Raw genomic sequence first — 25,930 nt, 5'->3', positions numbered from 1 at the left:
CTTTCGATTTCTCGTAACCTTTCAGGGCCTGCCCCATGCCGACAGACGCCAAGCGCCCGCTGCAGCTCAACGACCAGGGCCAGCTGCGCCACTTCCTCTCGCTCGACGGTCTGCCCCGCGAGCTGCTGACGGAAATCCTCGACACCGCCGACTCCTTCCTCGAAGTCGGCGCCCGTGCGGTGAAGAAAGTCCCGCTGCTGCGCGGCAAGACGGTGTGCAACGTGTTCTTCGAGAACTCCACCCGCACCCGCACCACCTTCGAGCTGGCGGCACAACGCCTGTCCGCCGACGTCATCACCCTCAACGTCTCCACCTCCTCCACCAGCAAGGGCGAGACGCTGTTCGACACCCTGCGCAACCTGGAGGCGATGGCTGCCGACATGTTCGTGGTGCGCCATGCCGACTCCGGCGCCGCCCACTTCATCGCCGAGCACGTGTGCCCGGACGTGGCCATCATCAACGGTGGTGATGGCCGCCACGCACATCCGACCCAGGGCATGCTCGACATGCTCACCATCCGTCGCCACAAGGGCAGCTTCGAGAACCTCTCGGTGGCCATCGTCGGCGACGTCCTGCACTCGCGCGTGGCCCGCTCGAACATGCTCGCCCTGCGCACGCTGGGCTGCCCGGACATCCGCGTGATCGGGCCGAAGACCCTGATCCCCGTAGGCGTCGAGCAGTACGGCGTTAAGGTCTACACCGACCTCGCCGAAGGCCTGAAGGATGTGGACGTGGTGATCATGCTGCGCCTGCAGCGCGAACGCATGCAGGGCGGCCTGCTGCCCAGCGAAGGTGAGTTCTACAAGCTCTACGGCCTGAGTACCCAGCGCCTTGCCCTGGCCAAACCGGATGCCATCGTCATGCACCCCGGCCCGATCAACCGTGGCGTGGAAATCGAGTCCGCAGTGGCTGACGGTGCCCAGTCCGTGATCCTCAACCAGGTCACCTACGGCATCGCCGTGCGCATGGCGGTGCTCTCCATGGCGATGAGCGGCCAGGCCGCGCAACGCCAAATGAACCAGGAAGCCGAGGAGCTGAACTGATGCGTACCCATATCCTCGGCGCTCGCCTGATCGACCCGGCCAGCGGCCACGATCAGGTCACCGACCTCTTCCTCGAAAGTGGCAAGGTCGCCGCCATCGGCCAGGCTCCAGCGAACTTCGAGGCGGACAAGACCCTCGACGCCAAGGGCCTCGTGGCCGCGCCCGGCCTGGTGGACCTGTCCGTCGCCCTGCGCGAACCCGGCTACAGCCGCAAGGGCAATATCGCCAGCGAAACCCTGGCCGCCGTCAGTGGAGGCGTGACCAGCCTCTGCTGCCCACCCCTGACCCGCCCCGTGCTGGACACGCCCGCCGTCGCCGAGCTGATCCTCGACCGCGCCCAGGAAGCCGGCCACGCCAAGGTCTTCCCCATTGGCGCCCTGACCAAGGGCCTGGCTGGTGAGCAGCTATCCGAGCTGGTGGCCCTGCGCGACGTGGGCTGCGTGGCCTTTGGCAATGGCCTGGCCACCTTCGCCAGCAACCGCGTCCAGCGCCGCGCGCTGGAATACGCGGCTACCTTCGACCTGACCGTGGTCTTCCACTCCCAGGACGCTTCCCTGGCCGAGGGCGGCCTGGCCCATGAGGGCCCTACCGCCAGCTTCCTCGGCCTGGCCGGCATTCCGGAAACCGCCGAGACCGTGGCCCTCGCCCGCGACCTGCTGCTGGTGGAACAGAGCGGTGTGCGTGCCCACTTCAGCCAGATCACCAGTGCCCGTGGCGCCGAGATGATCGCCCAGGCCCAGGCCCGGGGCCTGCCGGTGACCGCCGACGTGGCCATGTACCAGTTGATCCTGACCGATGAGGCGCTGATCGATTTCTCCAGCCTCTACCACGTGCAACCGCCGCTGCGTACCCGAGCCGACCGCGACGGCCTGCGTGAAGCCGTGAAGAGCGGCGTGATCTCCGCCATCGCCAGTCATCACCAGCCCCACGAGCCGGATGCCAAGCTCGCACCCTTCGGCGCCACCGAGCCTGGCATCAGCAGCGTGGAACTGCTGCTGCCACTGGCCATGACCCTGGTTCAGGATGGCCTGCTCGACCTGCCCACCCTGCTCGCCCGCCTCACCGCCGGCCCGGCCCGCAGCCTGCGCCTGCCTGCCGGCCGACTGGCCGTGGGTGCCCCGGCGGATGTGGTGCTGTTCGATCCCCAGGCCTCGACCCTGGCCGGGGAAACCTGGAACTCCAAGGGCGACAACTGCCCCTTCATCGGCCACTGCCTGCCGGGCAAGGTGCGCTGCACCCTGGTGGACGGCCGGGTCATCTTCCAGGCCTGATCCCGCTACACGAAACAGCCCGCTACCCTGCGGGCTGTTTCTTATGCGCATGAGTGAGTCAGCACGACTCGATGCAGTTTCGCCGCTGCTTGGCACGGTAGAGACCATCATCCAGGCGCTTGAGCAGGGACTCGATACCTTCCCCGGCCTGCATGGCGGCCACCGAGAAACTGGCGGTCAGCCCTGACGGCAGCCCCGGATCAGCGCTCCCCACCAGCAGCCGCAGGCGCTCCGCCAGATGCAGCGCCGCGCCCAGGTCTGTGTCTGGCAAGAGGGCGATGAACTCCTCGCCGCCCCAACGGGCAAAGCAGTCCTCCTCCCGCAGCGCCGCGCGCACGGTGCGGCTGACGGCAACCAGGGCACGATCACCGATCTGGTGGCCATGGTTGTCGTTGATGCGCTTGAAGTGATCCAGATCGAACATCAGCAACGCCGTGACATGCCCATGGCGCTGGAAACGCTGCCACTCGCTGTGGAGGTTGCGTTCGAAGTGTCGGCGATTGGAAATCTGGGTCAGGGGGTCCGTCTCGCTGAGACGCACAGCCGTCGCCACCTGCAGGGCCAGCGCTTCATTGGCCTGGCGCAGCGCCTCGGTTCGCGCGTCCACCAGGGCCTCCAGCGTGCGATTGAGGTCCAGGAGCTCGTCGTTCTTGCGCTGCAATTCCAGGGTAGCCATCTTGCGCCGGTGGATATTCCGGTGGGCGCCGATCATCCGCGTCGGCTTGCCCGTCTCGTCGAACTCGACGAAGCGCCCGTGATCGCTGACCCACAGATAGCTGCCATCACGGCAGCGGCAGCGGTAGTCCTCGGCATAGATCAGGCTTGCGCCGTCCAGGTAGGCCTGGAAGTTGCGCATCACCCGCTCGAAATCGCCGGGATGAATCACCGATTTCCACGTATCCACATCCTCCGGCAAGCTGTCCGGGGGATAGCCGAGCATGGAGTACCAGCCGGGACTGCGCTTGACGTGGTTGGTGCGGATATTCCAGTCCCAGATACCATCGCTGACGATATCCAGGGCGAAGCGCAGGGTGCGCTCGATCTCTTCGCGGGTGGTGCCGTAGCAGTGGTCGAGGGGCTCGAGCTTGTCCATAAGCTTCCTGCGGGTCAGCGACCCGGTTGGGACCTCTGTGCGGGCCGTGGCCCGCGCACTGCAAACGCGTGCGTCCTGGCCTCAGGCCTGAATGGTCGACGCCGGATTGATCACCCGACCGAGGCCCAGGTTGCGCAGGGCGAGATGCAACGAGCTGTGGATAACTTGCGGGTTGTCGATGGCCATCAGTTGCGCCAGCAATTCCCTGGCCTTGCTCATGGTGACCTGGCGCAGCAACCACTTCACTTTCGGCAGGTTGGTAGCGTTCATCGACAGGCTGTCGAAACCCATGGCCAACAGCAGCACGGCAGCCGCCGGATCACCGGCCATCTCGCCACAAATGCTCACCGGCTTGCCCTCGGCGTGCGCGTCATCCACCACCTTCTTCAACGCCTGGAGCACCGCCGGGTGCAGGTAGTCGTAAAGGTCAGCCACGCGCGGGTTGTTGCGATCAACCGCCAGCAGGTATTGGGTCAGGTCGTTGGAGCCCACCGAAAGGAAGTCCACCTGGCGTCCCAACTCCTTGGTCTGATAGACGGCAGCGGGGATCTCGATCATCACGCCAATCGGTGGCATGGGAATGTCCACGCCTTCGTCGCGCACTTCGCCCCAGGCTCGGTGGATCAGGTGCAAGGCCTCCTCCAGCTCACGGGTGCCGGAGATCATCGGCAGCAGGATGCGCAGGTTGTCCAGGCCTTCGCTTGCCTTGAGCATGGCACGCACCTGGACCAGGAAGATTTCCGGGTGGTCGAGGGTAACGCGGATGCCGCGCCAGCCGAGGAAAGGGTTGCTTTCCTTGATCGGGAAATAGGACAACGCCTTGTCTCCGCCGATATCCAGGGTACGCATGGTCACAGGCAGCGGATGGAAAGCGGCGAGCTGCTCGCGGTAGATGGCAAGCTGCTCCTTTTCGCTGGGGAAGCGCTCGTTGATCATGAACGGCACTTCGGTGCGGTACAGGCCTACGCCCTCGGCACCGCGCTCCTGGGCGCGGGTGACGTCGGCGAGCAGGCCGGTGTTGACCCAGAGAGGCATGCGATAACCGTCGAGGGTTTCACAGGGCAGGCTGCGCAATGCCTCCAGGCCCTTGACCAGCTGGCGATCCTCCTCCACCACGTCGCTGTACTGCTTGCGCAGCTCGGTCGAGGGGTTGGTGAAGACTTCGCCGTGGTAGCCGTCGACGATCATTTCGATGCCGTCGACCTTGGAATACGGCAGGTCGACCACACCCATCACAGTTGGGATACCCATGGCGCGGGCGAGGATGGCGACATGGGAGTTGCCCGAACCCAGTACCGACACCAACCCCACCAGCTTGCCTTCCGGCACTTCGCCGAGCATGGCCGGTGACAGCTCCTCGCTCACCAGGATGGTGTTCTCCTGGTAGACCAGGTTCTGTTTGCGCTCCTCCTGCAGGTACGCGAGCAGCCGGCGACCGAGGTCCTTGACGTCGGAAGCACGCTCGCGCAGGTAGGCGTCGTCCATCAGCTCGAAGCGGGTGACGTGCTCCATCACCACCTGGCGCAACGCACCCTGGGCCCACTGGCCGGTGCGGATCACGCGCTTGACCTCCATGCCGATGGAGGCGTCGTCGAGCATCATCAGGTAAACATCGAAGAGCGCGCGCTCTTCCGGGCGCAACTGGGTTTCCAGCTTGCTGGATAGCCGGCGCATGTCTTCGCGCACCGCCTCCAAGGCCTGCTTGAAGCGCTCGACCTCGGCTTCGATGTCATCGACCGTTCGGTCGGGCACAACTTCCAGGTCCGCTGGCGGCAGCACCACCACGGCCTTGCCCACGGCAGCGCCAGGAGCACCCGGCACACCGACAAACTTGGTTTCCTGAATGCCCTTGCCCTGGCGTCCCAAGCCGCGGATGGAACCGGTGGCCTCGGCATGGGCGATAACACCAGCGAGCTGCGCGCTCATGGTGACGAGGAAGGCTTCCTCGCCCTCGTCGAACTGGCGTCGCTCCTTTTGCTGCACCACCAGGACGCCCATCACCCGGCGGTGGTGGATGATCGGCGCGCCAAGGAAGGAGGCGAAGCGCTCTTCACCGGTTTCGGCGAAGTAACGGTAGCGGGGGTGATCGGCGGCGTGCTCGAGGTTCAGCGGCTCTTCACGGGTGCCCACCAGGCCGACGAGGCCTTCGTTGGGGGCCATGCTGACCTTGCCAATGGAGCGTTTGTTCAGGCCTTCGGTGGCCATGAGCACGAAACGGTTGGTCTCCGGGTCCAGCAGGTAGACCGAGCAGACCTGGCTGCCCATGGCCTCCTTGACCCGTTGCACAATGATCGCCAACGCCGCCTTCAGATCCTTGGCGGCGTTCACTTCCTGGACGATCTTGCGCAGCGTGTTGAGCATGGCTAGGCAGCCTTTCTCCGGGTCAGTCTTGCGCCAGGAGGCGCGGTGCTAGTTCCTTGAGGGCTCGGCGATAGACTTCACGCTTGAAGGTCACCACCTGACCCAACGGGTACCAGTAACTGACCCAGCGCCAGCCATCGAACTCGGGCTTGCCGGTCAGGTCCATCCGTACCTTGTTCTCGTCCGACTGCAAACGCAGCAGGAACCACTTCTGTTTCTGGCCGATGCACAGCGGTTGGCTGTTGGTGCGCACCAGGCGTTGGGGCAGACGATAGCGCAACCAGCCGCGAGTGCAGGCAAGAATCTTCACATCCTGCTCTTCCAGGCCAACTTCTTCGTTCAATTCCCGGAAAAGAGCCTCTTCAGGCGTCTCCCGCGGATTGATCCCGCCTTGCGGGAACTGCCAAGCATCCTGATTGATACGCCGGGCCCAAAGCACCTGCCCGACATCATTGGCGAGAATGATGCCGACATTTGGGCGAAAACCATCGGAATCGATCACGGCACTCAACCTCGCAAACGCATGTTCCGGCATTGTTCCATAAAGGCCGCAAACGCAGCAATGCGAGCCTTTCGCGCAATGGGCAGCCCCTGCGAAAGCAGCTATTCTGGCCGCCCTCCGAAGCTCTGCAGTAAGGAACCACGACGTGCGCCTGGCTCTATTCGACCTCGATAACACACTGCTGGCCGGTGACAGCGACCATGCCTGGGGCGACTACCTGTGCGAGCGCGGCATCCTCGACGGAATTGCCTACAAGGCGCGTAACGATGAGTTCTATCAGGACTACCTGGCTGGCCGCCTGAATATCCAGGACTACCTGAACTTCAGCCTGGAAATCCTCGGCCGCACCGAAATGGCCCAACTCGACCAGTGGCACCGCGAGTTCATGCGCGACTGCATCGAACCCATCATCCTGCCCAAGGCCGAAGCCCTTCTGGCCGAGCACCGCGCCGCTGGCGACAAGCTGCTGATCATCACGGCCACCAACCGCTTCGTCACCGCCCCCATCGCCCAGCGCCTGGGCGTCGAAACCCTGCTGGCCACCGAGTGCGAAATGGCCGAAGGCCGCTACACCGGGCGCACCACCGACGTGCCCTGCTTTCGCGAAGGCAAGGTAACCCGCCTGGCACGCTGGCTCACAGAGAACCGTCTCAATCTGGATGACAGCTGCTTCTATAGCGACTCGCTGAACGACCTGCCGCTGCTGGAGCAGGTGACCTATCCGGTCGCCGTGGACCCGGACCAGAAGCTACGCGCCGAAGCCGAACGACGCGGCTGGCCTGTGATGTCCCTGCGCGGCTAGAGCGGCTTGACCACCATCAACACGTAGACCGCCACCAGCAGTACCAGCGCCACGATCGCCAGCCAGCAGCGCAATGCCACATGGCCAGCAACCTGCGAGGCGATGGGTTCGCCGTCTCGCAACGCCCGGCGCGCCAGATTGCGGATGCGCACCTGCAGCCACAGCAGCGGCAGCCAGCAGAGTGCCGCCAACAGGTAAAGCCCGGCACTCCAAAGCAGCCAGAGCTGCCCCATGGGCCAGCCCCCCACCTTGGCAAGGGCCAGGCCACTCAACGGCAGCAATACGGCAGAGCTGCCGATGAACCAGATCTCCAACCTCACCAGCGAGGCGAAGGTGGCAGCTAACTGCTGAAGTTCACCGCTTTTCCACGCACGAAAAGCGAAGAACAGCCCAGCCAATGCCGTACCGAGCAGCACGGCAGCCAGCAGGCCATGGGCGGTCTTGAGCAGGAAATAGAGGGTCATACCCGGAGCGAGCACCGCATCAGAGCGGCTTGGCCAGCATCAACGCCAGCACGGACAAGAACAGCAACAGGCCGATCAGGCCATAGGCTGCGCCGAACTTGAGGCTGCGCTGCACTGCGGCCGACGCCGCGCCCCCTTCGGCCAGGGCCTGCTCACGCAGCCGCGCGACGCGACCGAACAGCAGAAGCCAGGCAATGCAACCAAACAGATAGAGGATGGCCCCACCCAGCAGCCAGGCCTGGCCCAACGGCAGTCCGGCCAAGTTGACCATCCACCAGCCACTGACCGGCAGGGAAACCGCAGCAAGGATCAGCAGCGGCACGCCGATCAGCAAAATGCGTCGCAGGCTCAGGCCGATCAGCGCGGAGTCGCCGGAGCGGAAGCTGCGCCAGCCATACCAGGCCAGCCCTGCCAGGCCACCGAAGAACAGCAGCGTGGCCAGGCCGTGGAGAATGCGGAACAGAAGGTAGTTTTCCATGGAACAGGTCCTTGTCAGCATGAGCGGCTGCCAGAAAGCCTAGCAGCAGCCCGTTCCTGCGCCCCAGCGCCAGTCTCAGCCGAGGAAGAGTTGATAGGCCGGGTTGTCGCTCTCATCCCAATAGGGGTAGCCGATCTCGTCCAGTGCGGCATGCACCAGGGAACGCTCCTCGAGCGGCACCTGCAAGCCAGCGACGACGCGGCCGTCGGCAGCACCGTGGTTGCGGTAGTGGAACATCGTGATGTTCCAGCGCCCGCCGAGTTTGTTGAGGAAGTTGAAAAGCGCGCCTGGACGCTCGGGGAACTCGAAGCGGAACACCATCTCGTCACTGATGCGTACCGCATGGCCGCCGACCATGTGGCGGATATGCAGCTTGGCCAGTTCGTTGTCGGTCAGGTCCAGCACCGGGAAGCCCTGGCCGCGCAGAGTCTCCACCAGCACCGCGCGTGGGTCGGTTTCCGGGTGAGTCTGCACGCCAACGAAGATGTGCGCCTCGGCGTCGGTGTTGTAGCGGTAGTTGAATTCGGTGATCTGGCGCTTGCCAATGGCCTCGCAGAAGGCCTTGAAGCTGCCCGGTCGCTCGGGGATGGTCACAGCGATAATGGCTTCGCGCTTCTCGCCCAGTTCGGCGCGCTCGGCCACGTGACGCAGGCGGTCGAAGTTGATGTTGGCGCCGGAGTCGATGGCTACCAGGGTCTGGTCACGCACGCCTTCGCGCTCCACATAGCGCTTGATCCCGGCAACGGCGAGCGCGCCGGCGGGCTCGGTGATGGAGCGGGTATCGTCGTAGATATCCTTGATTGCCGCGCAGATCTCGTCCGTGCTGACGGTGATCACTTCATCCACGTACTGTTTGCAGATGTCGAAGGTGTGCTGGCCGATTTGCGCAACGGCAACGCCATCGGCAAACAGCCCGACCTGACTGAGCACGACGCGTTCACCAGCGGCCATGGCGGCCTGCAGGCAGTTGGAATCGTCCGGCTCGACGCCGATCACCTTCACCTCGGGGCGCAGGTATTTGACGAAGGCGGCAATGCCGGCCACCAGTCCACCACCACCCACCGGCACGAAGATGGCGTCCAGACGCCCCGGGTGCTGGCGGAGGATTTCCATGGCCACGGTGCCCTGGCCAGCGATCACTTCCGGGTCATCGTAGGGGTGGATGTAGACGTAGCCCTTCTCCTCCACCAGTTTCAGCGAATGGGCCAGGGCGTCGGGGAAGGCATCGCCATGCAGCACCACCTTGCCGCCGCGGGCGCGTACGCCCTGCACTTTCAGCTCCGGAGTGGTGCGCGGCATCACGATAGTGGCCTTGATGCCCAGTTCACGAGCCGCCAGGGCCACGCCCTGGGCATGGTTGCCGGCCGATGCGGTGACCACGCCGCGGGCCAGTTCCTCGGGGGTCAACTGGGCCATCTTGTTGTAAGCCCCGCGGATCTTGAAGGAATAGACCGGCTGCAGGTCCTCGCGCTTGAGGAGAATCTGGTTGCCCAGGCGCTCGGTGAGCTGGCGGGCAGACTGCAGCGGGGTTTCCACGGCGACGTCGTAGACGCGCGAGGTCAGGGTCTTCTTCACGTATTCTTCGAGCATCGGGCTTCACTGGCGGGCGCTTCACGGAAGCCGCGAGTCTACCGCAGGGATTCGTCGGGCGACCACAGAGAATGCGGGGTTTTGCCCCACCGACCGGCTATAATTCGCGCCTTCGACTCTCCCCCAACCGGACCTCCACAGCATGACCCAGGACCAGCTCAAGCAGGCCGTCGCCCAGGCCGCCATCGACTTCATCCTCCCCAAGCTCGATGAGAAGAGCATCGTCGGCGTCGGCACCGGCTCCACCGCCAACTTTTTCATCGACCTGCTGGCCCGACACAAGATGGCCTTCGACGGTGCAGTCGCCAGCTCCGAAGCCACCGCCCAGCGCCTGAAGGGCCATGGCATCCCGGTGTACGACCTGAACAGCGTCAGCGACCTCGAGTTCTATGTCGATGGCGCCGACGAGAGCAACGAGCGCCTCGAACTGATCAAGGGCGGCGGCGCCGCACTGACCCGCGAGAAGATCGTTGCCGCAGTGGCCAAGACCTTCATCTGCATCGCCGACGAGAGCAAGCTGGTTCCGCTGCTCGGCGCTTTCCCACTGCCGGTGGAAGTCATCCCCATGGCCCGCAGCCATGTCGCCCGCCAGCTGGTGAAGCTGGGTGGCGATCCGGTCTACCGTGAAGGTGTGCTGACCGACAACGGCAACATCATCCTCGACGTGTACAACCTGCAGATCGACAGCCCGGTAAAGCTGGAAGAGCAGATCAACAACATCGTCGGCGTGGTCACCAACGGCCTGTTCGCCGCCCGCCCGGCGGACCTGCTGCTGCTCGGCACCAAGGATGGCGTGAAGAGCCTCACTGCCTGAGCCGCCTCCCGGTCTGCGGGAAACCGTCTAGATTTGTTGGCTACGGCGCCCTTCGGCGCCGTCCACAGCCACCGGATCAGGAGACGCCCCATGGCCGGGAAATTCCACCTGAAGAAGGCCAATGATGGCCAGTTCCACTTCAATCTCAACGCCGGCAACGGCGAGACCATCCTCACCAGCGAACTGTACAAGGCCAAGGATTCTGCCTTGAACGGCATCGAATCAGTGCGCAAGAACGCGGTTCGTGAGGGGGCCTTCGAAAGCAAGACTGCCAGCAACGGCAAGTTCTACTTCGTGCTCAAGGCCACCAACGGCCAGGTCGTCGGCCAGAGCCAGATGTACGCCAGTGCCGCCAGCGCCAGCGCAGGCATCGACTCGGTGAAGAACAACGCCCCGGATGCCGCCCTCAACGACGAGAGCTGATCAGTCGCCGGCCTGTTTGCGGAACGCGTAGAAGAGGTTCGGTTCGCTGACCAGGTAGAGGTTGCCATCGTTGTCCATGGCAACCCCTTCGGCCTGGGGCACCGACCGCTGCAGGCCGTGCATGCCGCGCAGCAGCGACAGCGTACTGATTGGGCGCCCATCGGCATTCAGCTCCAGTACCAGCCGCGACTCGTCCGACAGCGCCAGCAAGTGGCCGCTGCGCTCATCGTATTGCAGGCTGGAAAGGTCGCGCACGAAAAGGCGGGCATCGCGCTTTGGATCGTCCACCACATGCACCGCGAACGGCTTGTCCGAATTGGTATGGGGGAAGCCGTGGATCTCGTAGATTTGCACCGGGTCGCGCTCCTTGGCCACGAACAGGCGCTGCCCGATGGAATCGTAGGCCAAGCCCTCAAAGCCCTTGTTGCCGGACAATCCGATGCCCAATGAAAGCTGCTGGGACTCGCTGGCATCAATGGTGGTGGTGCCCTCGTCGACGCGCACCTTGATGAGGCGTTGCAGGCGTTCGTCGGTAATCACGTAGACACCCTTGCTGATGTACTCGATGGCCTCCGGGTCGCCGAACCCTACCAGTGGGATGCGGCGGATCAGGTTCCCGTCCAGGGACAGCTCGATGAGTTCCGGTCGCTGGTTGGTGACCGTGAAGAGGCTATGGCGGTCCGGATCGTAGGTCAGGGCTGAGACGTCGTCCGAAAGCCCCTCGATAGGCTTGGCCTCGATGGCCACCCGGTAGTCCGGCAGCCAGATGGAGCGCTCCCGCCATTCGGAGGCGTGGCGCCATTCTTGCAGGACGAACAGACCCCGCTCGAAGAGTCGGAACTGCTGGGCGGCAACACCAAGCAGCACCAGCAGCAGGAGCAGAACAGCGGCAACCAGCCGCCACGGGGTCAGGAGTGAGCGCATTGATCAGGACTCTGGGGTTCAGGACGCGCCGAAGGATACAGAGCGCACGGGACTACTACCTGAATTGAAGCTTAAAGCCCGCGAACTAGATGTAGCGGGCGTTACAAAAGGGGACGGACATGGCCACCTCGCTGCTACCGGAAGAGCGCGCACTCACCACGTTGCACACCATCGCCCTGGCCGTGGCCACCCTGGCTAGCAGCGGCATCGATCGTGCGCGCCTGCTGGACGGCAGCGGTGTCGCCTGCGCGGACCTCGACACCCCCGAAAAGCTCATCAGCCACGCCCAGGAATTACGCGTCTTCGCCAACGCCCTGGCCTGCACGCGGGACCCGGCGCTGGGCTTGTCCCTCGGCCTGCGCATGCATGTTTCGGCCTACGGCATGCTTGGCTACACCATGCTCGCCAGCCGCACGCTGCGCGACGCCCTCACCCTGGCGCTCGGCCATCCAGCGCTGCTGGGCACCTACTTCAAGCTGAGCCTGGACGTGGACGGCGACGAGGCATGCCTGGCGGCCAGCGGCTATCGCTACGCGCCAGAGCTGACGGTGTTCAACAGCGAACTCTGCCTGACCTCGCTCCTCACCGTAGTGCAGGACCTGCTTGGCGAAGGCATCCATCCGACGCGGGTCTGCCTGGCCTATCGACCGCCCCTGCACGCCGCGAGCTACGAAAAAATGCTCGGCTGCCCGATAGAGTTCGGCGCCTCTCGCAATGCCCTGTGTTTCGACGCGGTCCTGCTGGATCGGACCTTGCCACTGAGTGACCCGGTGACCTGCCACTACGGCATGCAGCAGTGCCTGAAACTGAACGCTCAGCTCAACAGCCGCCACGACGTGCTCGACCAGATTCGCCAACACCTGGCCGGCAATCTGCGTGAAGCCTGCGACCTGGATAGCGTGGCGCGCCAGTTGCACCGCTCTGAACGCACCCTGCGACGCCACCTACAGCAGCTGAACACCAGCTTCCAGCGCCTGCTGGACGAAGTGCGCTACGACAAGGCGCGCCAACTGCTGGTGCAGACCGACCTGCCGATCTACCTGATCGCCGAGCAACTCGGCTACAGCGAAACCGCGAGCTTCCGCCATGCCTTCCAGCGCTGGAGCGGGCAGACGCCGAGCCTGTATCGGCGCTAGGCCCACTCATCTTGTAGGGCCGAATTCATTAGCTATGTCTGCGTTAGCTGTTGCGAGAGATTTGCCAGCGGGCCGAGAGCCTTGTAGGAGCTGGCTTGCCAGCGAAACCGGGCCATTCGCTGGCAAGCCAGCTCCTACGGGCAATGCAGCTGCTTGCAACTCGTCATGCAGACATAGCGAATTCACTCACCAAGGACAGCGCAGCTGTCCCGGCTGACCCTGCAGGGCAGACCTTCGGCCTGCTTGGCGATTGAAATCGCCCCTACAGATATATGCCAAGAGCGACGTCCATCACAGCCTGCAACTTGGCCGAAAATATCTCCTTTTGACCTGATCTATCGTTCTTCTCGGAGCGGAGCTGCTGACAGAATCGGGACAAACAAGGGCCGCTTCACCAGCAGAAAAAGAAAAGCCCAATAAGAACAAACCCTTAGAGCTTGTGATCAACATGACTAGCGCGATCAGCGTCGAACGTGTGTGCATGGAGTTCGGTGATCCGGGGCAGGGCGTGAAGGCCCTCGACGATGTTTCCCTGGAAATCCGCGCCAACGAGTTCTTCACCCTCCTCGGCCCGTCCGGCTGCGGCAAGACCACCCTCTTGCGGCTCATCGCGGGCTTCGAGCAACCCAGTTCCGGCGCCATCCGCCTCTACGGCGAACCGATGCAGGGCCTCCCGCCGTTCCGCCGTCCGGTCAACACCGTCTTCCAGAGTTACGCCCTGTTCCCGCACATGACGGTGGCGCAGAACATCGCCTTCGGCCTGGAGATGCGTGGCCTGGGTCGCGACGAGGTCGAGCAGACGGTGCAGCGCATGCTGGAACTGGTGAAGCTGCCGGATGTGGGCAAGCGCCGCGCCGACCAGCTTTCCGGCGGCCAGCAGCAGCGCATTGCACTGGCCCGCGCACTGGCCAACAAGCCCAAGGTGCTGCTGCTGGACGAATCGCTCTCGGCGCTGGACCAGAAGCTGCGCAAGGACATGCAGATCGAGCTCAAGCGCCTGCAGCATGAAACGGGCATCACCTTCATCTTCGTCACCCATGACCAGGAAGAAGCCCTGACCATGTCCGACCGCATCGCGGTGATGAGCAAGGGGTGCATCCTCCAGGTCGGCACCCCGTCGGAAATCTACGAAGCACCGCTAAACCGCACGGTTGCGGACTTCATCGGCGAAACCAACTTCCTCGAAGGCGAAGCCCTGGAGCGCGGCGTGCTGTTGCCCGACGGTCAGTTGCTCAGCGCCTTCAGCCCGCGCCGTGGCACCGTGACCCTGGCGATCCGCCCGGAACGCACTTGCCTGGACGAGCAGGGCAACCTGGCGGGCGAAATCGAGAACGTCGTGTATGTCGGCACCGACACCGTCTACCACCTCAACATTGCCGGGCAAAGCGGCTTCCGCGTCCGCCAGCAGAACCGCAACGGCGCACTGAATGCCTATTCCGGCGGCGAGAAGGTGCGGGTACAGGTGCCCAGCGAAGCCATCCGGGTGCTGGTCGAATGAGCACCCTGCGCGCCCAGGCCGAACGCCGTCAGTTGCGCCGGCGCTTGTTGCTGACCAGCCCGGCCATGCTCGCCCTGCTGGTGTTCCTGGTGCTGCCGCTGGGGATCATGTTCCTGGTATCGATCCTTGTGCCGGGCGACTACGGTGGCGTGAAGTGGGACCAGTACTCGCTGGAGGCCTACGTCAACTTCCTCTACGAGCGCGACCTGGACGACAGCCTGGTGTTCAACACCGACTACCTGCAGATCTTCCAGCGCTCATTCTGGCTCTCGGTCCTGACAACCGCAGGCTGCCTGCTGATCGGCTTCCCCACTGCGCTCTACCTGGCGCTGCAGAGCGAGCGCAAGCGCAACCTGCTGCTGTTCCTGGTCACCGTGCCCTTCTGGACCAACCTGCTGGTGCGGGTCTATGCGTGGATCCTGCTGCTGCGCAACGGAGGCCTGGTGGACAGCGGACTGGGTGTCTTCGGCCTATCCGACGGCGCCCTGGGCCTGCTCTACACCGACGTGGCCGTGGTGATCGGCCTGCTCTACACCTTCCTGCCCTTCATGGTGCTGCCCATCTACACCAGCCTTGAAAAGCTTGACTGGCGCTTGGTGGAAGCAGCCTTCGACCTCGGCGCCAACCGCTTCCAGGCCCTGCGCCGGGTCATCGTGCCGCTGGCCATGCCCGGCATAGTCGCCGGCGCGATCCTGGTGTTCATCCCCTCGCTCGGCAACTACATCATTCCCGAGCTGCTCGGGGGCGGTAAGTCGCTGATGATCGGCAACCTGATCCAGCTGCAGTTCGGCGCCTCCCACAACTGGCCGCTGGGCGCGGCGCTGTCCTTCGCCCTGCTGGGCTTCGTGCTGCTGGCGATGCTGTTTTACAGCCTGCGCTTCAAGCAGGCCGCCGGAGGCCATCCATGAACATGCGCAATCCGCTCTGGCGCTTCGCCGGCGTACGCCCCACCGCCTGGCTGTTCTTCGCCTTCCTCTACGTGCCGATCCTGGTGCTGGTGGCGCTCAGCTTCAACAGCGGGCAGTCGGCGACCATCTGGGAAAGCTTCAGCCTGAAGTGGTACTCGGTGGTGGCCAACGATCCGGAAATCGTCCGGGCAGCGAAGAACTCGCTGATCGTCGCCACCTTCGCCACGCTGATCGCCACGTCCCTGGCCACCCTCGCCGCCCTCGGCATGCGCGGCCGCGCTTTCCGTGGGCAGACGCTGATGAGCGGCGTACTCGGCCTGCCGCTGCTGGTGCCGGAGATCGTCACAGCCGTGGCTACGCTGATGTTCTTCGCCTTCATCGGCCTGAAGCTCTCGCTCTTCACCATCCTCATCGCCCACGTGGTGTTCTGCATCCCCTTTGCCTACCTGCCGATCCGTGCCCGCCTGGAGGGCATGGACCCGCGCCTGGCCGAAGCCGCCGCCGACCTCTACGCGTCGCCCTGGAAAGCCTTCTGGAAGGTGACCTTCCCGCTGCTGATGCCGGGCATCCTTTCCGGCGCCATGCTGGCCTTCATCATCTCGATGGACGACTTCGTCATCACCTACTTCGTCGCCGGAGCCGGCGCCACGACTCTGCCGGTGTACATCTTCAGCTCGATCCGGATGGGCATTTCGCCGAAGATCAACGCGATATCCTCGATCATCCTCGTGATTTCCATAGCTTTCGTTGCATTGTCCTACTACGTTGGGCAGCGCAAGCGCTGACCCGCTTTCGACCAGCAAGGAGCTTGACCATGACCCGCCGTACCCCGCTTGCACTCGCTGTACTGCTCGCCACCGGCCTGACCGGTTCCGCCCAGGCCGCAGGGACCCTGCACTTTGCCAACTGGTCGGACTACTTTCCGCCGGAGCTGCTGAAGAAGTTCGAGAAGGACACCGGCATCAAGGCCACCCTGGACGCCTACGACAGCAACGAAACCCTGCTGGCCAAGCTCAAGGCCGGGGGCGGCGCCTACGACGTGGTGGTGCCCTCGGACAGCTTCATCCAGATCATGGCCGGCGACGGACTGCTGCAGAAACTCGACAAGAGCAAGCTGCCCAACCTGAAAAACCTCAAGACCAACTTCCAGACCCTCGACTTCGACCCCGGCCACGACTACAGCGTGCCGTACCTCTGGGGCACCACCGGCTACAGCTATGACAGCAAGCAGGTGCCGGGCGGCAAGCTCGACGAGAGCTGGAAGCCTTTCTTCGAACCGCCGGCCGAGCTGAAGGGCAAGGTCGTGGCGCTGAACTCCATCGAAGACCTTTACATCGCCGCGTCCCATTACCTGTCCATCGATCAGTGCACCGAGGACCCGAAGGACGCGAAGAAGATCCAGGACCTGCTGCTGGCACAGAAGCCGTTGCTGGCCATGTACAACAGCGACGGCACCATCGAGCGCATGGCGGCCGGCGAAGTGGCGATGCACATGCAGTGGAACGGCGCCTTCCACCGTGCCCACGCCCAGCGCGACAGCCTGGTCTACGTCTATCCGAAGGAAGGCATCCACGTCTTCATCGACAACTTCGTGATTCCCAAGGAGGCCGTGAACGTCGAGGAAGCCCACGCCTTCATCAACTGGATGATGCTGCCGGAAAACATCGCCGCCGCTTCCAACTTCGCCAAGTACAACAACGCCATCGACGGCTCGGACAAGTTCATGGAGAAAGAGCTATTCGACGACCCGGCCATCAACACCCCGCAGGACAAGCTGGACCGCCTGCGGACCTTCAAGCTCTGCTCGCCCAAGGCCCTGAGCCTGCGCAGCAAGGTGTGGACCAAGCTGAAGAAATAAGTCGCCAGCCATAGCCCGTAGGATGGCGTGGAGCGAAGCGATACCCATCGACGATGGTGATGGGTATCGCAGGCTCCACCCATCCTACTCAACTGAATCAACCGGCCAACCATGTTGGCCATTTCGATCCCATTCTGACCCTTTGCGGGGTTCTACCCCGCTCCCCCCGCTGACAGAATCGAAGCGCATGCAGCTAGCAGGTGCCCCACAGGCGGGTGCCGATCCAACAAGAACAACGGCTAGAGAGATACCCAAATGTCCCGTGCACATGCGCTTCACACCGCCCCTCCACCTTTCGTCCAACTCCACCCTTACTGACTGCCCGCGCACAGCCGGATGCGCAACGGACCCGGCCTAGCACGTGCCTGGATGGCTCGCCTTGCGAACCAGGCGCCGCCCTGCGGCGCGCAGTAAATCGGAGAGAAAACAATGTCCAGCCCGTCCGCCCGCCTCGACAACAGCGGCAGCCTGCCCAACGAATTCACCCACAGCGCCCAGGGCACGGCCCTGCGCCGGATACTCGGGTTACCCGCCCTGGTGTTCTTCGGCCTGGTCTACATGGTGCCGCTGACCATCTTCACCACCTACGGCGTGGTCACCGAAATGACAGGCGGGCGCACCGCCCTGGCCTACGTGGTGACCCTGCTGGCGATGATCTTCACCGCCCTGTCCTACAGCTTCATGGTCCGCCGCTACCCCATTGCCGGCTCTGCCTACTCCTACACCAGCCTGAGCTTCGGCCCCTGCGCGGGCTTCCTGGCCGGCTGGTCACTTCTGCTCGATTACCTGTTCCTGCCGATGATCAACTACCTGGTGATCGGCCTCTTCCTCAATATCGCCTTCCCCGAGGTGCCCGCCTGGGCCTTCGTGGTCAGCGCCATCGGCCTGGTGACCGTGCTGAATGTCCTCGGCATCAGCTCAGTGTCGGGCATGAGCAACCTGATCGTGGCCGCCCAGGTGATCTTCGTCCTGGTGTTCCTCGCCATGGCTGGCAAGAGCCTGTTCGGCGCCCCCATCGACTTCACCGCGCCCTTCGTCGGCGACGGCAGCCAACCCGGACTGGCACCGTTGATGGCCGGCGCAGCGGTGCTTTGCCTGTCGTTCCTCGGCTTCGATGCGGTTTCGACCCTGGCCGAGGAAGCCCGCGACCCCAAGCGCGACATCCCGCGCGCGATCATCATCACCACCCTCAGCGCCGGCGTGCTGTTCTTCGTGCTGTCGCTGATGGCGCAACTGGTGTTCCCCGGCAGCAGCTTCAAGGATGTGGATGCCGCCGCCAACGAAGTGATGCTGCAGGCTGGTGGCCAGTTCCTCGCCGCCTTCTTCACCGCCACCTACGTCGCAGGCGCTGCCGGTTCGGCGCTGGCTTCCCAGGCGTCGGTTTCGCGCATCCTCTATAGCATGGGCCGCGACGGCATCCTGCCGCGTCGCCTGTTCGGAACCCTGTCGGAGCGCTTCCACACCCCGACCGTGGCTATCCTGATCGTGTCGCTGGTATCGCTGCTGGCCGTGGTGATCGACCTCGCCACCCTGGCCTCGATGATCAGTTTCGGCGCCCTGGTGGCCTTCTCCGCCGTGAACCTGGCGGTGATCCGCACCCACCTGTTCGACGGCCGCCCGCGCCAGCCGGGCGACTGGCTGCGCTACGGGCTCGTCCCACTGATCGGCTTCGCGCTGATCGCCTGGCTCTGGACCAGCCTGTCGGGGCTGACCCTGGCCATCGGCCTCGGCTGGTTCGCCATTGGCCTTGTCTACCTCGCCGTGCAGACCGGCGGCTTCCGCCGCAAGGCGCCGCAGGTGCAGTTTTCCGAACACGAATGAACCCGATGACCCGCTAGCCGAAAGGAGACGCTGATGCTGACGATCTATTCCGACGACCACCACCTGCACCACGGCAAGCACGAGCTGATCGGTGGCCAGTTCACCCCCTGCTTCGAGAAGCCGAGCCGCGCCGACATGGTGCTGGACCGCGCCAAGGCGGTGAACCTGGGCGCCATCCAGGCGCCGACCGACTTCGGTCTATCGCCCATCCTGCGCGTGCACAGTGAAGGCTTCGTCAATTTTCTGAAGAACGCCTGGGGCGACTGGCAGGCCAAGGGCCGTAGTCATGACATGCTGCCGATCGCCTGGCCGACCCGGCGCCTTCGGCAGGTAGAACCCACCGATATCGACGGTCGCCTGGGCTACTACTCCTTTGACGCTGGTGCCCCCATCACCGCCGGCACCTGGCAGGCCATCACCAGCTCGGCCAACGTTGCGCTCAGCGGCCAGGCGGAGCTGCACAAGGGCGCCCGCGGCATCTTCTCCCTGTGCCGCCCGCCGGGCCACCACGCCGCCGCCGACTACATGGGCGGCTACTGCTACCTGAACAACGCGGCCATCGCCGTGCAGGCCATGCTGGATGCCGGAGCGAAGCGGGTTGCTGTGCTGGATGTGGACTACCACCACGGCAACGGCACCCAGGACATCTTCTACGACCGCGCCGACGTGCTCTTCACCTCCATCCACGGCGATCCGCGCTTCGAGTACCCCTACTTCCTGGGCTTCGCGGACGAGAAAGGCGTGGGCGCGGGTGAGGGCTTCAACTTCAACTACCCACTGGCCTCGGGAATCGATTGGTCGGTATGGAGCCTGGCTCTTGCCGACGCCTGCCGGCAGATCGCCGAATACGCGCCGGACGCGCTGGTGGTATCGCTGGGCGTGGATACCTTCAAGGAAGACCCCATCTCGCAATTCAAGCTGGACAGCCCGGATTACCTGCGCATGGGCGAAATCATCGGCAAGCTCGGCCTGCAGACGCTGTTTGTTATGGAAGGGGGCTATGCGGTGGAGGAGATCGGCATTAACGCGATCAATGTGCTGCAGGGGTTCGAAAGCGTGGCGTGAGAGGCTTTCGTGTGGGGGGCGAATTCATTCGCCAAGCAGGCCGAAGGTCTGCCCGGGTTTCCCGTAGGGGGGGGTGCGCTGCAGCCCTTGGCGAATGAATCTGTTGTAGGAGCTAGCTTGCTAGCGAATGCGGACGTTTTCGCCAGCAAGCTGGCTCCTACCCGCACTCACGCTCGCCGATTGCCGGTTGCCGTCTCGCAACAGCTAAAACTCAGACATAGCCAATTCATTCGCCCCTACAGGTCCCGAGCATGATCTTCGCCCTATGACTCAGTTCACCCGCTCGACGAACTCCACATCCACTTCGCGGCCCATCAGGTCGCGGTCCACTTCGCCGGTCAGTTTGACGGTGGCCTTGTCGTCGATGGACATGGGCGGCCAGTCTTCGTCGTCGATCTCCACTTTCATGGTGCCGCTGGCGTCCTTGAACTCGTAGATGTCGCCCTTGATGCGCTTGACGATCTGCCCCTGCAGCACCACCGGTGCATCATCGGCGGCCTCAAGCGCGGCCGCGACAGTGGTGATCTGGGACGTGGCGCCGGGGCCGGTGTAGCTGCTGGCCATGACGGCAGTAGAGAACAGCGGCGCGGCCAGCAGGGCGAGGTATTTGGTTTTCATGGACGTGATCCCGTGTGGTTTTGGTTGACGGGATCAGGCTAGGGCGGCTGGCTGAAACGAGGCTTAAAAGCGCCTTAAGCGAAGCTTAACGGTGGGGCGCCCTAACTCGGATCGGCGCTGGCCACCAGCTGCTTGCGGAACACGTAGAACAGGTTCGGCTCGCTGACGACGTAGATGTCGCCGCTCTCGTCCATGGCCACGCCTTCGGCGCGGGGGATGCGGCTTTCCAGGCCATTCATGCCGCCGAGCAGGCTGATGAAGCTGACAGGCTCGCCCTGTTCGTCCAGCTCCAGCAGCAGATTGGACTGGGCGGAGAGCACCAGCAGATGGCCGGTGCGCGGATCGATGCTGAGTGCGGAGAGATTGCGCATACCCAGGCCATAACTGGGGAGCGGTCGAAGTACGTCGCCGTGGGCTTCGCTGCCGTCGCTGCCGAGGCTGAACAACGCAACGGGGCCACGCTCCTTGCCGAGAATTAGCCGGCCCTGGGCCGGGTCCCAGGCGATGCCTTCGAAGCCCTTGTTGCCCGAGTCGGGGAAACCGAGGTCGAACTCAGGCGTACTACCGGCGCTCAACTCACGGGTTTCCGGGTCCAGCTCGAAAATCGACAAGGTGCGGCGGCGTTCATCGGTCACCGCAACATGGCCACCTTCCAGCACGGCTACACCTTCGGGGTTGGAGAAGCCCTTCAGTGGAATCCTGCGCAGCACCTCGCCGTCTCGGCTCAGCTCCACCAGGGTCGGTGACTTGCCGGTGACGGTGAACAGGGTACCGGTAACCGGGTTGTAGGCCAGGTCCGAGGTTTCGTCGTTCTCCAGGCCAGCCAGTGGCTTGCCCTGTAGCACGGCCCTGTAGCCCGGCAGCCAGATGCTGTCGGCGCGCTGTTCCTGGGTCAGTTGCTGCTCACCCAGCCAGACCAGGGCGCGGTCGTCCCAGTGCATGTAACTAGTCAGGGCGGTGGTCCCGGCGAAGGCGGCGACCAGTCCCAGCATCAGCCTGCGGCGGCGGATGAACGGCAGGAGGCGGAGCGGCATCGGATACTACTCAACGAAAGGGTGGCTAAGAGATAGCCATATGCCAGTGAAAGTTCCGTGAAATGCATCTCCGCCGGTCGGCCGGATCAGATGACCCGGCTTTCGAAGCGGCTGTGGCCAACCAGTTCCAGCACCAGGTCATCGCCCTGGTTCAGCGGGCCGACGCCCACCGGGGTACCGGTGAGGATGACGTCGCCCGGTTGCAGGCTGAAGTGACCCGCCATGTGCTGGATCAGCGGCAGGATGGGGTTGAGCATGTCACGGCTGTTGCCATCCTGGCGGACTTCGCCGTTGATGGTCAGGCGAATGCCAATGTCGTCCAACTGTTCGGGCGCGTCGCCCGGCACGAAGGGCGCCAGCACGCAGGCACCGTCGAAACTCTTGGCGATTTCCCAGGGCAGGCCCTTCTCCTTGAGCTTCGCCTGCACGTCGCGCAGGGTCAGGTCCAGGGCGGGGGCGAAGCCGGAGATGGCGTCGCGCACTTCCTCTTCGTCCGGGTGGCGCGACAGCGGCTTGCCGATCAGCACGGCGATTTCCGCTTCAAAATGCACCGCGCCACGGTCCTGGGGAATGCTGAAGCCACCGGCCAGCGGCACCACGCAGGAGCCCGGCTTGATGAACAGCAGCGGCTCGGTGGGCACGGGGTTGTTCAGTTCCTTGGCGTGCTCGGCGTAGTTGCGGCCGACGCAGACCACCTTGCCCAGGGAAAAGTGGATCGAGGTGCCATCGACATACTGATGCTGGTAGCTCATTTACCGACTCCTGAACGGTATCCATACGAAACAGGCGGTGGATCGCTCCACCGCCTGTCTGCTCAATTGAAGATTTTCCCCGGGTTCATGATCCCGTTCGGATCGAACACCGCCTTGATCGCTTTCATCACCGCGATCTCCGGCTCCGAGCGGCTGTAGCCGAGGTAGTCACGCTTGGTCATGCCCACGCCGTGCTCGGCGGAGATGGAGCCGTTGTACTTCTGCACGGTCTCGAACACCCACTTGTTCACGGTGGCGCACTTGGCGAAGAACTCGTCCTTGGACAGGTTGTCCGGCTTGAGGATGTTCAGGTGCAGGTTGCCGTCGCCGATATGGCCGAACCAGACCACTTCGAAGTCCGGATAGTTGGCTTCGACGATGGCGTCGATGTCATGCAGGAACGCTGGCACCCTGGAAACCGTGACGGAGATGTCGTTCTTGTACGGGGTCCAGTGGGAGATGGTCTCGGAGATGTACTCGCGCAGCTTCCACAGGTTCTGCAGTTGCTGCTCGCTCTGGCTCATCACGCCATCCAGCACCCAGCCCTGCTCGACGCAATGTTCGAAAGTGGCAAGGGCGTCGTTGGCGATCTCTTCGCTGGCGGCCTCGAACTCCAGCAACGCATAGAAGGGGCAATCGGTTTCGAAGGGCGCCGGCACGTCGCCGCGGGCCAGGACCTTGGCCATGGCCTTGTCGGAGAAGAACTCGAAAGCGGTCAGGTCCAGCTTGCTCTGGAAGGCGTGCAGCACCGGCATGATCGAGTCCAGGTCAGGCGAGCCCAGGACCATGGCGGTGAGGTTCTTCGGCGCACGGTCCAGGCGCATGGTGGCTTCCACCACGAAGCCCAGGGTGCCTTCGGCGCCGATGAACAGCTGGCGCATGTCGTAGCCGGTGGCGTTCTTGATCAGGTCCTTGTTCAGTTCCAGCAGGTCGCCAGCGCCGGTGACCACCTTCAGGCCGGCTACCCAGTTCCGGGTCATGCCGTAGCGAATAACCTTGATCCCGCCAGCATTGGTACCGATATTGCCGCCAATCTGGCTGGAACCGGCAGACGCGAAGTCCACCGGGTAATACAGGCCCTTTTCTTCGGCGAAGTTCTGCAGCTGCTCGGTAACCACGCCCGGCTGGCAGACCACGGTGCGGTCGAACTCGTTGAATTCGAGTATCTGGTTCATGTAGTCGAAGGCGACGACCACTTCGCCATTGGCTGCTACAGCCGCGGCGGAGAGGCCGGTACGGCCACCAGAGGGGACCAGCGCGACCTTGTGCTGGTTGGCCCAGCGAACGATGGCCTGTACTTGCTCGATGCTCTTGGGGAAGACGATGGCGCTGGGGGCCGGGGCGAAATGCTTGGTCCAGTCCTTGCCGTAAGCCTCCAGGGACGCGGCGTCGGTCAGCACCTTGCCGGGCTCAACCAGGGTCTTCAGCTCTTCGATCAGGGCAACGTTGGTCATCAGCGGAACTCTCAAATCATTCATGGTCGCCCTGAGAACGATTCAGGTCGCAACCGAGCAAGGGAAAAGGAGATCATGCTAGCATACGCACCCCGCGAATCGTGCTCTCCAGCCGATTTTCCGGGTAGCAGCCAAGTCCCCCCACGGCCCGCTTCTGTCATTTTTACCGGGATACATAGGTACGCAGATGAGCAAGACCTCTCTCGAAAAGAGCAAGATCAAGTTCCTTCTCCTCGAAGGCGTCCACCAGAATGCCGTGGACACCCTGAAGGCCGCCGGGTACACCAATATCGAGTACCTCAAGGGCGCCCTCTCGGGTGATGAACTGAAAGAGAAGATCGCCGACGTCCACTTCATCGGCATCCGCTCGCGTACCCAGCTCACCGACGAGGTGTTCGACTGCGCCAAGAAGCTCATCGCCGTCGGCTGCTTCTGCATCGGCACCAACCAGGTCAACCTGAGTGCCGCTCGCGAGCGCGGTATCGCGGTGTTCAACGCCCCCTATTCCAACACCCGCTCGGTCGCCGAACTGGTGCTGGCCGAAGCGATCCTGCTGCTCCGTGGCATCCCGGAGAAGAACGCTTCCTGCCACCGCGGCGGCTGGATCAAGTCCGCAGCCAACTCCTTCGAAATCCGTGGCAAGAAGCTGGGTATCGTCGGTTACGGCTCCATCGGCACCCAGCTGTCGGTCCTGGCCGAGGCCCTGGGCATGCAGGTGTTCTTCTACGACACCGTGACCAAGCTGCCGCTGGGTAACGCCACCCAGGTGGGCAACCTGCACGAACTGCTCGGCATGTCCGACATCGTATCCCTGCACGTGCCCGAGCTGCCGTCCACCCAGTGGATGATCGGTGAGAAGGAGATCCGCGCCATCAAGCAAGGCGGCATCCTGATCAACGCCGCCCGCGGCACCGTGGTGAAGCTGGACGCCCTGGCCGAAGCCATCAAGGACGAGCACCTGATCGGCGCCGCGATCGACGTGTTCCCGGTCGAGCCCAAGTCCAACGACGAAGAGTTCGAGAGCCCGCTGCGTGGCCTGGACCGCGTGATCCTGACCCCACACATCGGCGGCTCCACTGCCGAGGCCCAGGCCAACATCGGCCTGGAAGTGGCCGAGAAGCTGGTCAAGTACAGCGACAACGGTACCTCGGTGTCCTCGGTCAACTTCCCCGAAGTGGCCCTGCCGTCCCACCCGGGCAAGCACCGCCTGCTGCACATCCACGAGAACGTGCCGGGCGTGATGAGCGAGATCAACAAGGTGTTCGCCGACAACGGCATCAACATCTCCGGTCAGTACCTGCAGACCGACGAGAAGGTTGGCTACGTGGTGATCGACGTCGATGCCGAGTACTCGGACCTCGCCCTCGAGAAACTGCAGCACGTGAACGGCACCATCCGCAGCCGCGTCCTCTTCTAACAAGGGGCCGCTGCGCATCGGCGATACTTCGCCGGACATGAAAAAGGGAGGCTTCGGCCTCCCTTTCTCGTTTCCGACGTCGTTACTTGACCGTCACCGTGATCGTTTCCGAAATCACTGGCGGGTCCAGCGGTACGTGGTTCCTGTCGCCTACCAGCAGCCGCAGGCTGTGCTTGCCGGGCGGCAGGGTCAGTTGGGTTTCCGTCTGGCCCTTGCCGAAATGGCGGAGGTTGTCAGTCATGGGCAACGGCATGTCCATCGCCGGCGCGGCGTCCTGATCGATCAGCAGGTGATGGTGGCCGGTGGCGGGCGCATCCACGCCGGCGGGCGCGACGCCCATGCCCTTGAGGCCGAACTTGACGGTAAAGGTCTGGCCGACAGTGGCGCCATTTGCCGGTTCGATGAAGTACACCTGCGCGCCTTCGGGCGAGGGGGTACGTGGAACGGCAGCCTGGGTGGCGGTAGCGGCGCCAAGCAGAAGGGCGCCAAGGCTCAGGAAAGACGAAGTCCTCATTACACATCTCCATGTTTTTGTGAACCAGACACCAGACCCTATGCAACCAGATAGGTTCACTTGCTGTCCGAGCATGCGCTGCACCCCGCG

25 protein-coding genes are annotated in these 25,930 nt (G+C 63.7%); 13 read left to right on the top strand and 12 right to left on the bottom strand.

Annotation, left to right across the window (positions count from 1 at the left end; all coding sequences use genetic code 11):
• Positions 1–35 precede the first annotated feature (35 nt).
• Both G559_RS0117840 and G559_RS0117835 read left to right on the top strand, forming a co-directional pair.
• Positions 36–1,043, top strand: a complete 1,008-nt coding sequence (locus G559_RS0117840) for an aspartate carbamoyltransferase catalytic subunit (RefSeq protein ID WP_028629546.1) — start codon at positions 36–38, stop codon at positions 1,041–1,043.
• Positions 1,043–2,314, top strand: a complete 1,272-nt coding sequence (locus G559_RS0117835) for a dihydroorotase (RefSeq protein ID WP_028629545.1) — start codon at positions 1,043–1,045, stop codon at positions 2,312–2,314. The genes G559_RS0117840 and G559_RS0117835 overlap by 1 nt, the downstream gene beginning before the upstream one ends.
• 58 nt (positions 2,315–2,372) lie before the next feature.
• On the opposite strand, the gene G559_RS0117830 is transcribed toward G559_RS0117835, so the two are convergent.
• The 3 genes from G559_RS0117830 to G559_RS0117820 all read right to left on the bottom strand — a co-directional run bounded on the left by G559_RS0117830 (position 2,373) and on the right by G559_RS0117820 (position 6,270).
• Positions 2,373–3,407 carry a sensor domain-containing diguanylate cyclase gene (locus G559_RS0117830; RefSeq protein ID WP_028629544.1) on the bottom strand — a complete coding sequence of 345 codons (1,035 nt, stop codon included), beginning with the start codon at positions 3,405–3,407 and terminating at the stop codon, positions 2,373–2,375.
• 81 nt (positions 3,408–3,488) lie between these two features.
• Positions 3,489–5,768, bottom strand: a complete 2,280-nt coding sequence (ptsP, locus tag G559_RS0117825) for a phosphoenolpyruvate--protein phosphotransferase (RefSeq protein WP_028629543.1) — start codon at positions 5,766–5,768, stop codon at positions 3,489–3,491.
• 22 nt (positions 5,769–5,790) lie between these two features.
• On the bottom strand, positions 5,791–6,270 hold the full coding sequence (locus tag G559_RS0117820; protein ID WP_028629542.1) for an RNA pyrophosphohydrolase: 480 nt from the start codon (positions 6,268–6,270) through the stop codon (positions 5,791–5,793).
• Positions 6,271–6,415: 145 nt separating this feature from the next.
• Between G559_RS0117820 and G559_RS0117815 the strand changes: the two genes are divergently transcribed.
• Positions 6,416–7,072, top strand: a complete 657-nt coding sequence (locus tag G559_RS0117815; protein ID WP_028629541.1) for a histidinol-phosphatase — start codon at positions 6,416–6,418, stop codon at positions 7,070–7,072.
• On the opposite strand, the gene G559_RS0117810 is transcribed toward G559_RS0117815, so the two are convergent.
• The 3 genes from G559_RS0117810 to ilvA form a co-directional block, all read right to left on the bottom strand.
• Positions 7,069–7,536 carry a DUF2269 domain-containing protein gene (locus G559_RS0117810; RefSeq protein ID WP_028629540.1) on the bottom strand — a complete coding sequence of 156 codons (468 nt, stop codon included), beginning with the start codon at positions 7,534–7,536 and terminating at the stop codon, positions 7,069–7,071. The two genes, G559_RS0117815 and G559_RS0117810, sit on opposite strands and share 4 nt — an antisense overlap.
• Before the next feature lie 19 nt (positions 7,537–7,555).
• A complete protein-coding gene (locus tag G559_RS0117805) occupies positions 7,556–8,014 on the bottom strand; it encodes a DUF2269 family protein (RefSeq protein ID WP_028629539.1) in 459 nt (152 codons plus the stop codon).
• Positions 8,015–8,089: 75 nt separating this feature from the next.
• Positions 8,090–9,604 carry a threonine ammonia-lyase, biosynthetic gene (gene ilvA, locus G559_RS0117800; RefSeq protein ID WP_028629538.1) on the bottom strand — a complete coding sequence of 505 codons (1,515 nt, stop codon included), beginning with the start codon at positions 9,602–9,604 and terminating at the stop codon, positions 8,090–8,092.
• Positions 9,605–9,746: 142 nt separating this feature from the next.
• Here ilvA and rpiA point away from each other — a divergent pair, with 142 nt between their 5' ends.
• Both rpiA and G559_RS0117790 read left to right on the top strand, forming a co-directional pair.
• Complete coding sequence (rpiA, locus tag G559_RS0117795) at positions 9,747–10,418, top strand: ribose-5-phosphate isomerase RpiA (protein ID WP_028629537.1); 672 nt, start codon at positions 9,747–9,749, stop codon at positions 10,416–10,418.
• A gap of 90 nt (positions 10,419–10,508) precedes the next feature.
• Entirely contained in the window at positions 10,509–10,841 is a 333-nt protein-coding gene (locus tag G559_RS0117790) for a YegP family protein (protein WP_028629536.1), read from the top strand.
• Here the strand turns inward: G559_RS0117790 and G559_RS0117785 are convergent, their stop codons facing one another.
• The gene (locus G559_RS0117785) at positions 10,842–11,765 is read right to left on the bottom strand and encodes an SdiA-regulated domain-containing protein (protein ID WP_028629535.1); all 924 of its coding nucleotides are present in this window, start codon (positions 11,763–11,765) and stop codon (positions 10,842–10,844) included.
• A gap of 119 nt (positions 11,766–11,884) precedes the next feature.
• Here G559_RS0117785 and G559_RS0117780 point away from each other — a divergent pair, with 119 nt between their 5' ends.
• The 7 genes from G559_RS0117780 (at position 11,885) to G559_RS0117750 (ending at position 20,051) form a co-directional block, all read left to right on the top strand.
• Positions 11,885–12,901, top strand: a complete 1,017-nt coding sequence (locus tag G559_RS0117780; RefSeq protein ID WP_028629534.1) for an AraC family transcriptional regulator — start codon at positions 11,885–11,887, stop codon at positions 12,899–12,901.
• Positions 12,902–13,349: 448 nt separating this feature from the next.
• Positions 13,350–14,399: an ABC transporter ATP-binding protein gene (locus G559_RS0117775; protein WP_028629533.1), complete on the top strand. Its 1,050-nt coding sequence runs from the start codon at positions 13,350–13,352 to the stop codon at positions 14,397–14,399.
• Positions 14,396–15,307 (top strand): ABC transporter permease, encoded by a 912-nt coding sequence (locus tag G559_RS0117770; protein ID WP_028629532.1) that lies wholly within the window; start codon positions 14,396–14,398, stop codon positions 15,305–15,307. The genes G559_RS0117775 and G559_RS0117770 overlap by 4 nt, the downstream gene beginning before the upstream one ends.
• Positions 15,304–16,092, top strand: a complete 789-nt coding sequence (locus G559_RS0117765) for an ABC transporter permease (RefSeq protein WP_028629531.1) — start codon at positions 15,304–15,306, stop codon at positions 16,090–16,092. Before G559_RS0117770 ends, G559_RS0117765 begins: the two co-directional genes overlap by 4 nt.
• A 29-nt stretch (positions 16,093–16,121) precedes the next feature.
• Positions 16,122–17,165, top strand: coding sequence for an ABC transporter substrate-binding protein (locus tag G559_RS0117760; protein WP_028629530.1), 1,044 nt, complete (start codon positions 16,122–16,124; stop codon positions 17,163–17,165).
• A gap of 429 nt (positions 17,166–17,594) precedes the next feature.
• Positions 17,595–18,986 carry an APC family permease gene (locus G559_RS0117755; protein WP_028629529.1) on the top strand — a complete coding sequence of 464 codons (1,392 nt, stop codon included), beginning with the start codon at positions 17,595–17,597 and terminating at the stop codon, positions 18,984–18,986.
• Positions 18,987–19,019: 33 nt separating this feature from the next.
• Positions 19,020–20,051 (top strand): histone deacetylase family protein, encoded by a 1,032-nt coding sequence (locus tag G559_RS0117750; RefSeq protein ID WP_028629528.1) that lies wholly within the window; start codon positions 19,020–19,022, stop codon positions 20,049–20,051.
• 270 nt (positions 20,052–20,321) lie between these two features.
• Here G559_RS0117750 and G559_RS0117745 read toward each other — a convergent pair whose 3' ends face one another.
• From G559_RS0117745 to G559_RS0117730, 4 genes are all read right to left on the bottom strand, one after another.
• Positions 20,322–20,669, bottom strand: a complete 348-nt coding sequence (locus G559_RS0117745; RefSeq protein WP_028629527.1) for a NirD/YgiW/YdeI family stress tolerance protein — start codon at positions 20,667–20,669, stop codon at positions 20,322–20,324.
• Between the two features lie 101 nt (positions 20,670–20,770).
• Positions 20,771–21,703, bottom strand: coding sequence for an SdiA-regulated domain-containing protein (locus tag G559_RS0117740; RefSeq protein WP_028629526.1), 933 nt, complete (start codon positions 21,701–21,703; stop codon positions 20,771–20,773).
• An 86-nt stretch (positions 21,704–21,789) separates the two neighbouring features.
• Positions 21,790–22,455 carry a fumarylacetoacetate hydrolase family protein gene (locus G559_RS0117735; RefSeq protein WP_028629525.1) on the bottom strand — a complete coding sequence of 222 codons (666 nt, stop codon included), beginning with the start codon at positions 22,453–22,455 and terminating at the stop codon, positions 21,790–21,792.
• A 62-nt stretch (positions 22,456–22,517) separates the two neighbouring features.
• Positions 22,518–23,909, bottom strand: a complete 1,392-nt coding sequence (locus G559_RS0117730; RefSeq protein WP_028629524.1) for an FAD-binding oxidoreductase — start codon at positions 23,907–23,909, stop codon at positions 22,518–22,520.
• A gap of 187 nt (positions 23,910–24,096) precedes the next feature.
• Here G559_RS0117730 and serA point away from each other — a divergent pair, with 187 nt between their 5' ends.
• Positions 24,097–25,326, top strand: a complete 1,230-nt coding sequence (gene serA, locus G559_RS0117725) for a phosphoglycerate dehydrogenase (RefSeq protein WP_028629523.1) — start codon at positions 24,097–24,099, stop codon at positions 25,324–25,326.
• Between the two features lie 82 nt (positions 25,327–25,408).
• On the opposite strand, the gene G559_RS0117720 is transcribed toward serA, so the two are convergent.
• Positions 25,409–25,840 carry a DUF4399 domain-containing protein gene (locus G559_RS0117720; protein ID WP_028629522.1) on the bottom strand — a complete coding sequence of 144 codons (432 nt, stop codon included), beginning with the start codon at positions 25,838–25,840 and terminating at the stop codon, positions 25,409–25,411.
• Between the last annotated feature and the right edge of the window lie 90 nt (positions 25,841–25,930).

Origin of the sequence: Metapseudomonas resinovorans DSM 21078 (assembly GCF_000423545.1) — a bacterium.
Lineage (GTDB): Bacteria > Pseudomonadota > Gammaproteobacteria > Pseudomonadales > Pseudomonadaceae > Metapseudomonas > Metapseudomonas resinovorans.
This window is presented reverse-complemented; position numbering and strand designations above follow the sequence as displayed.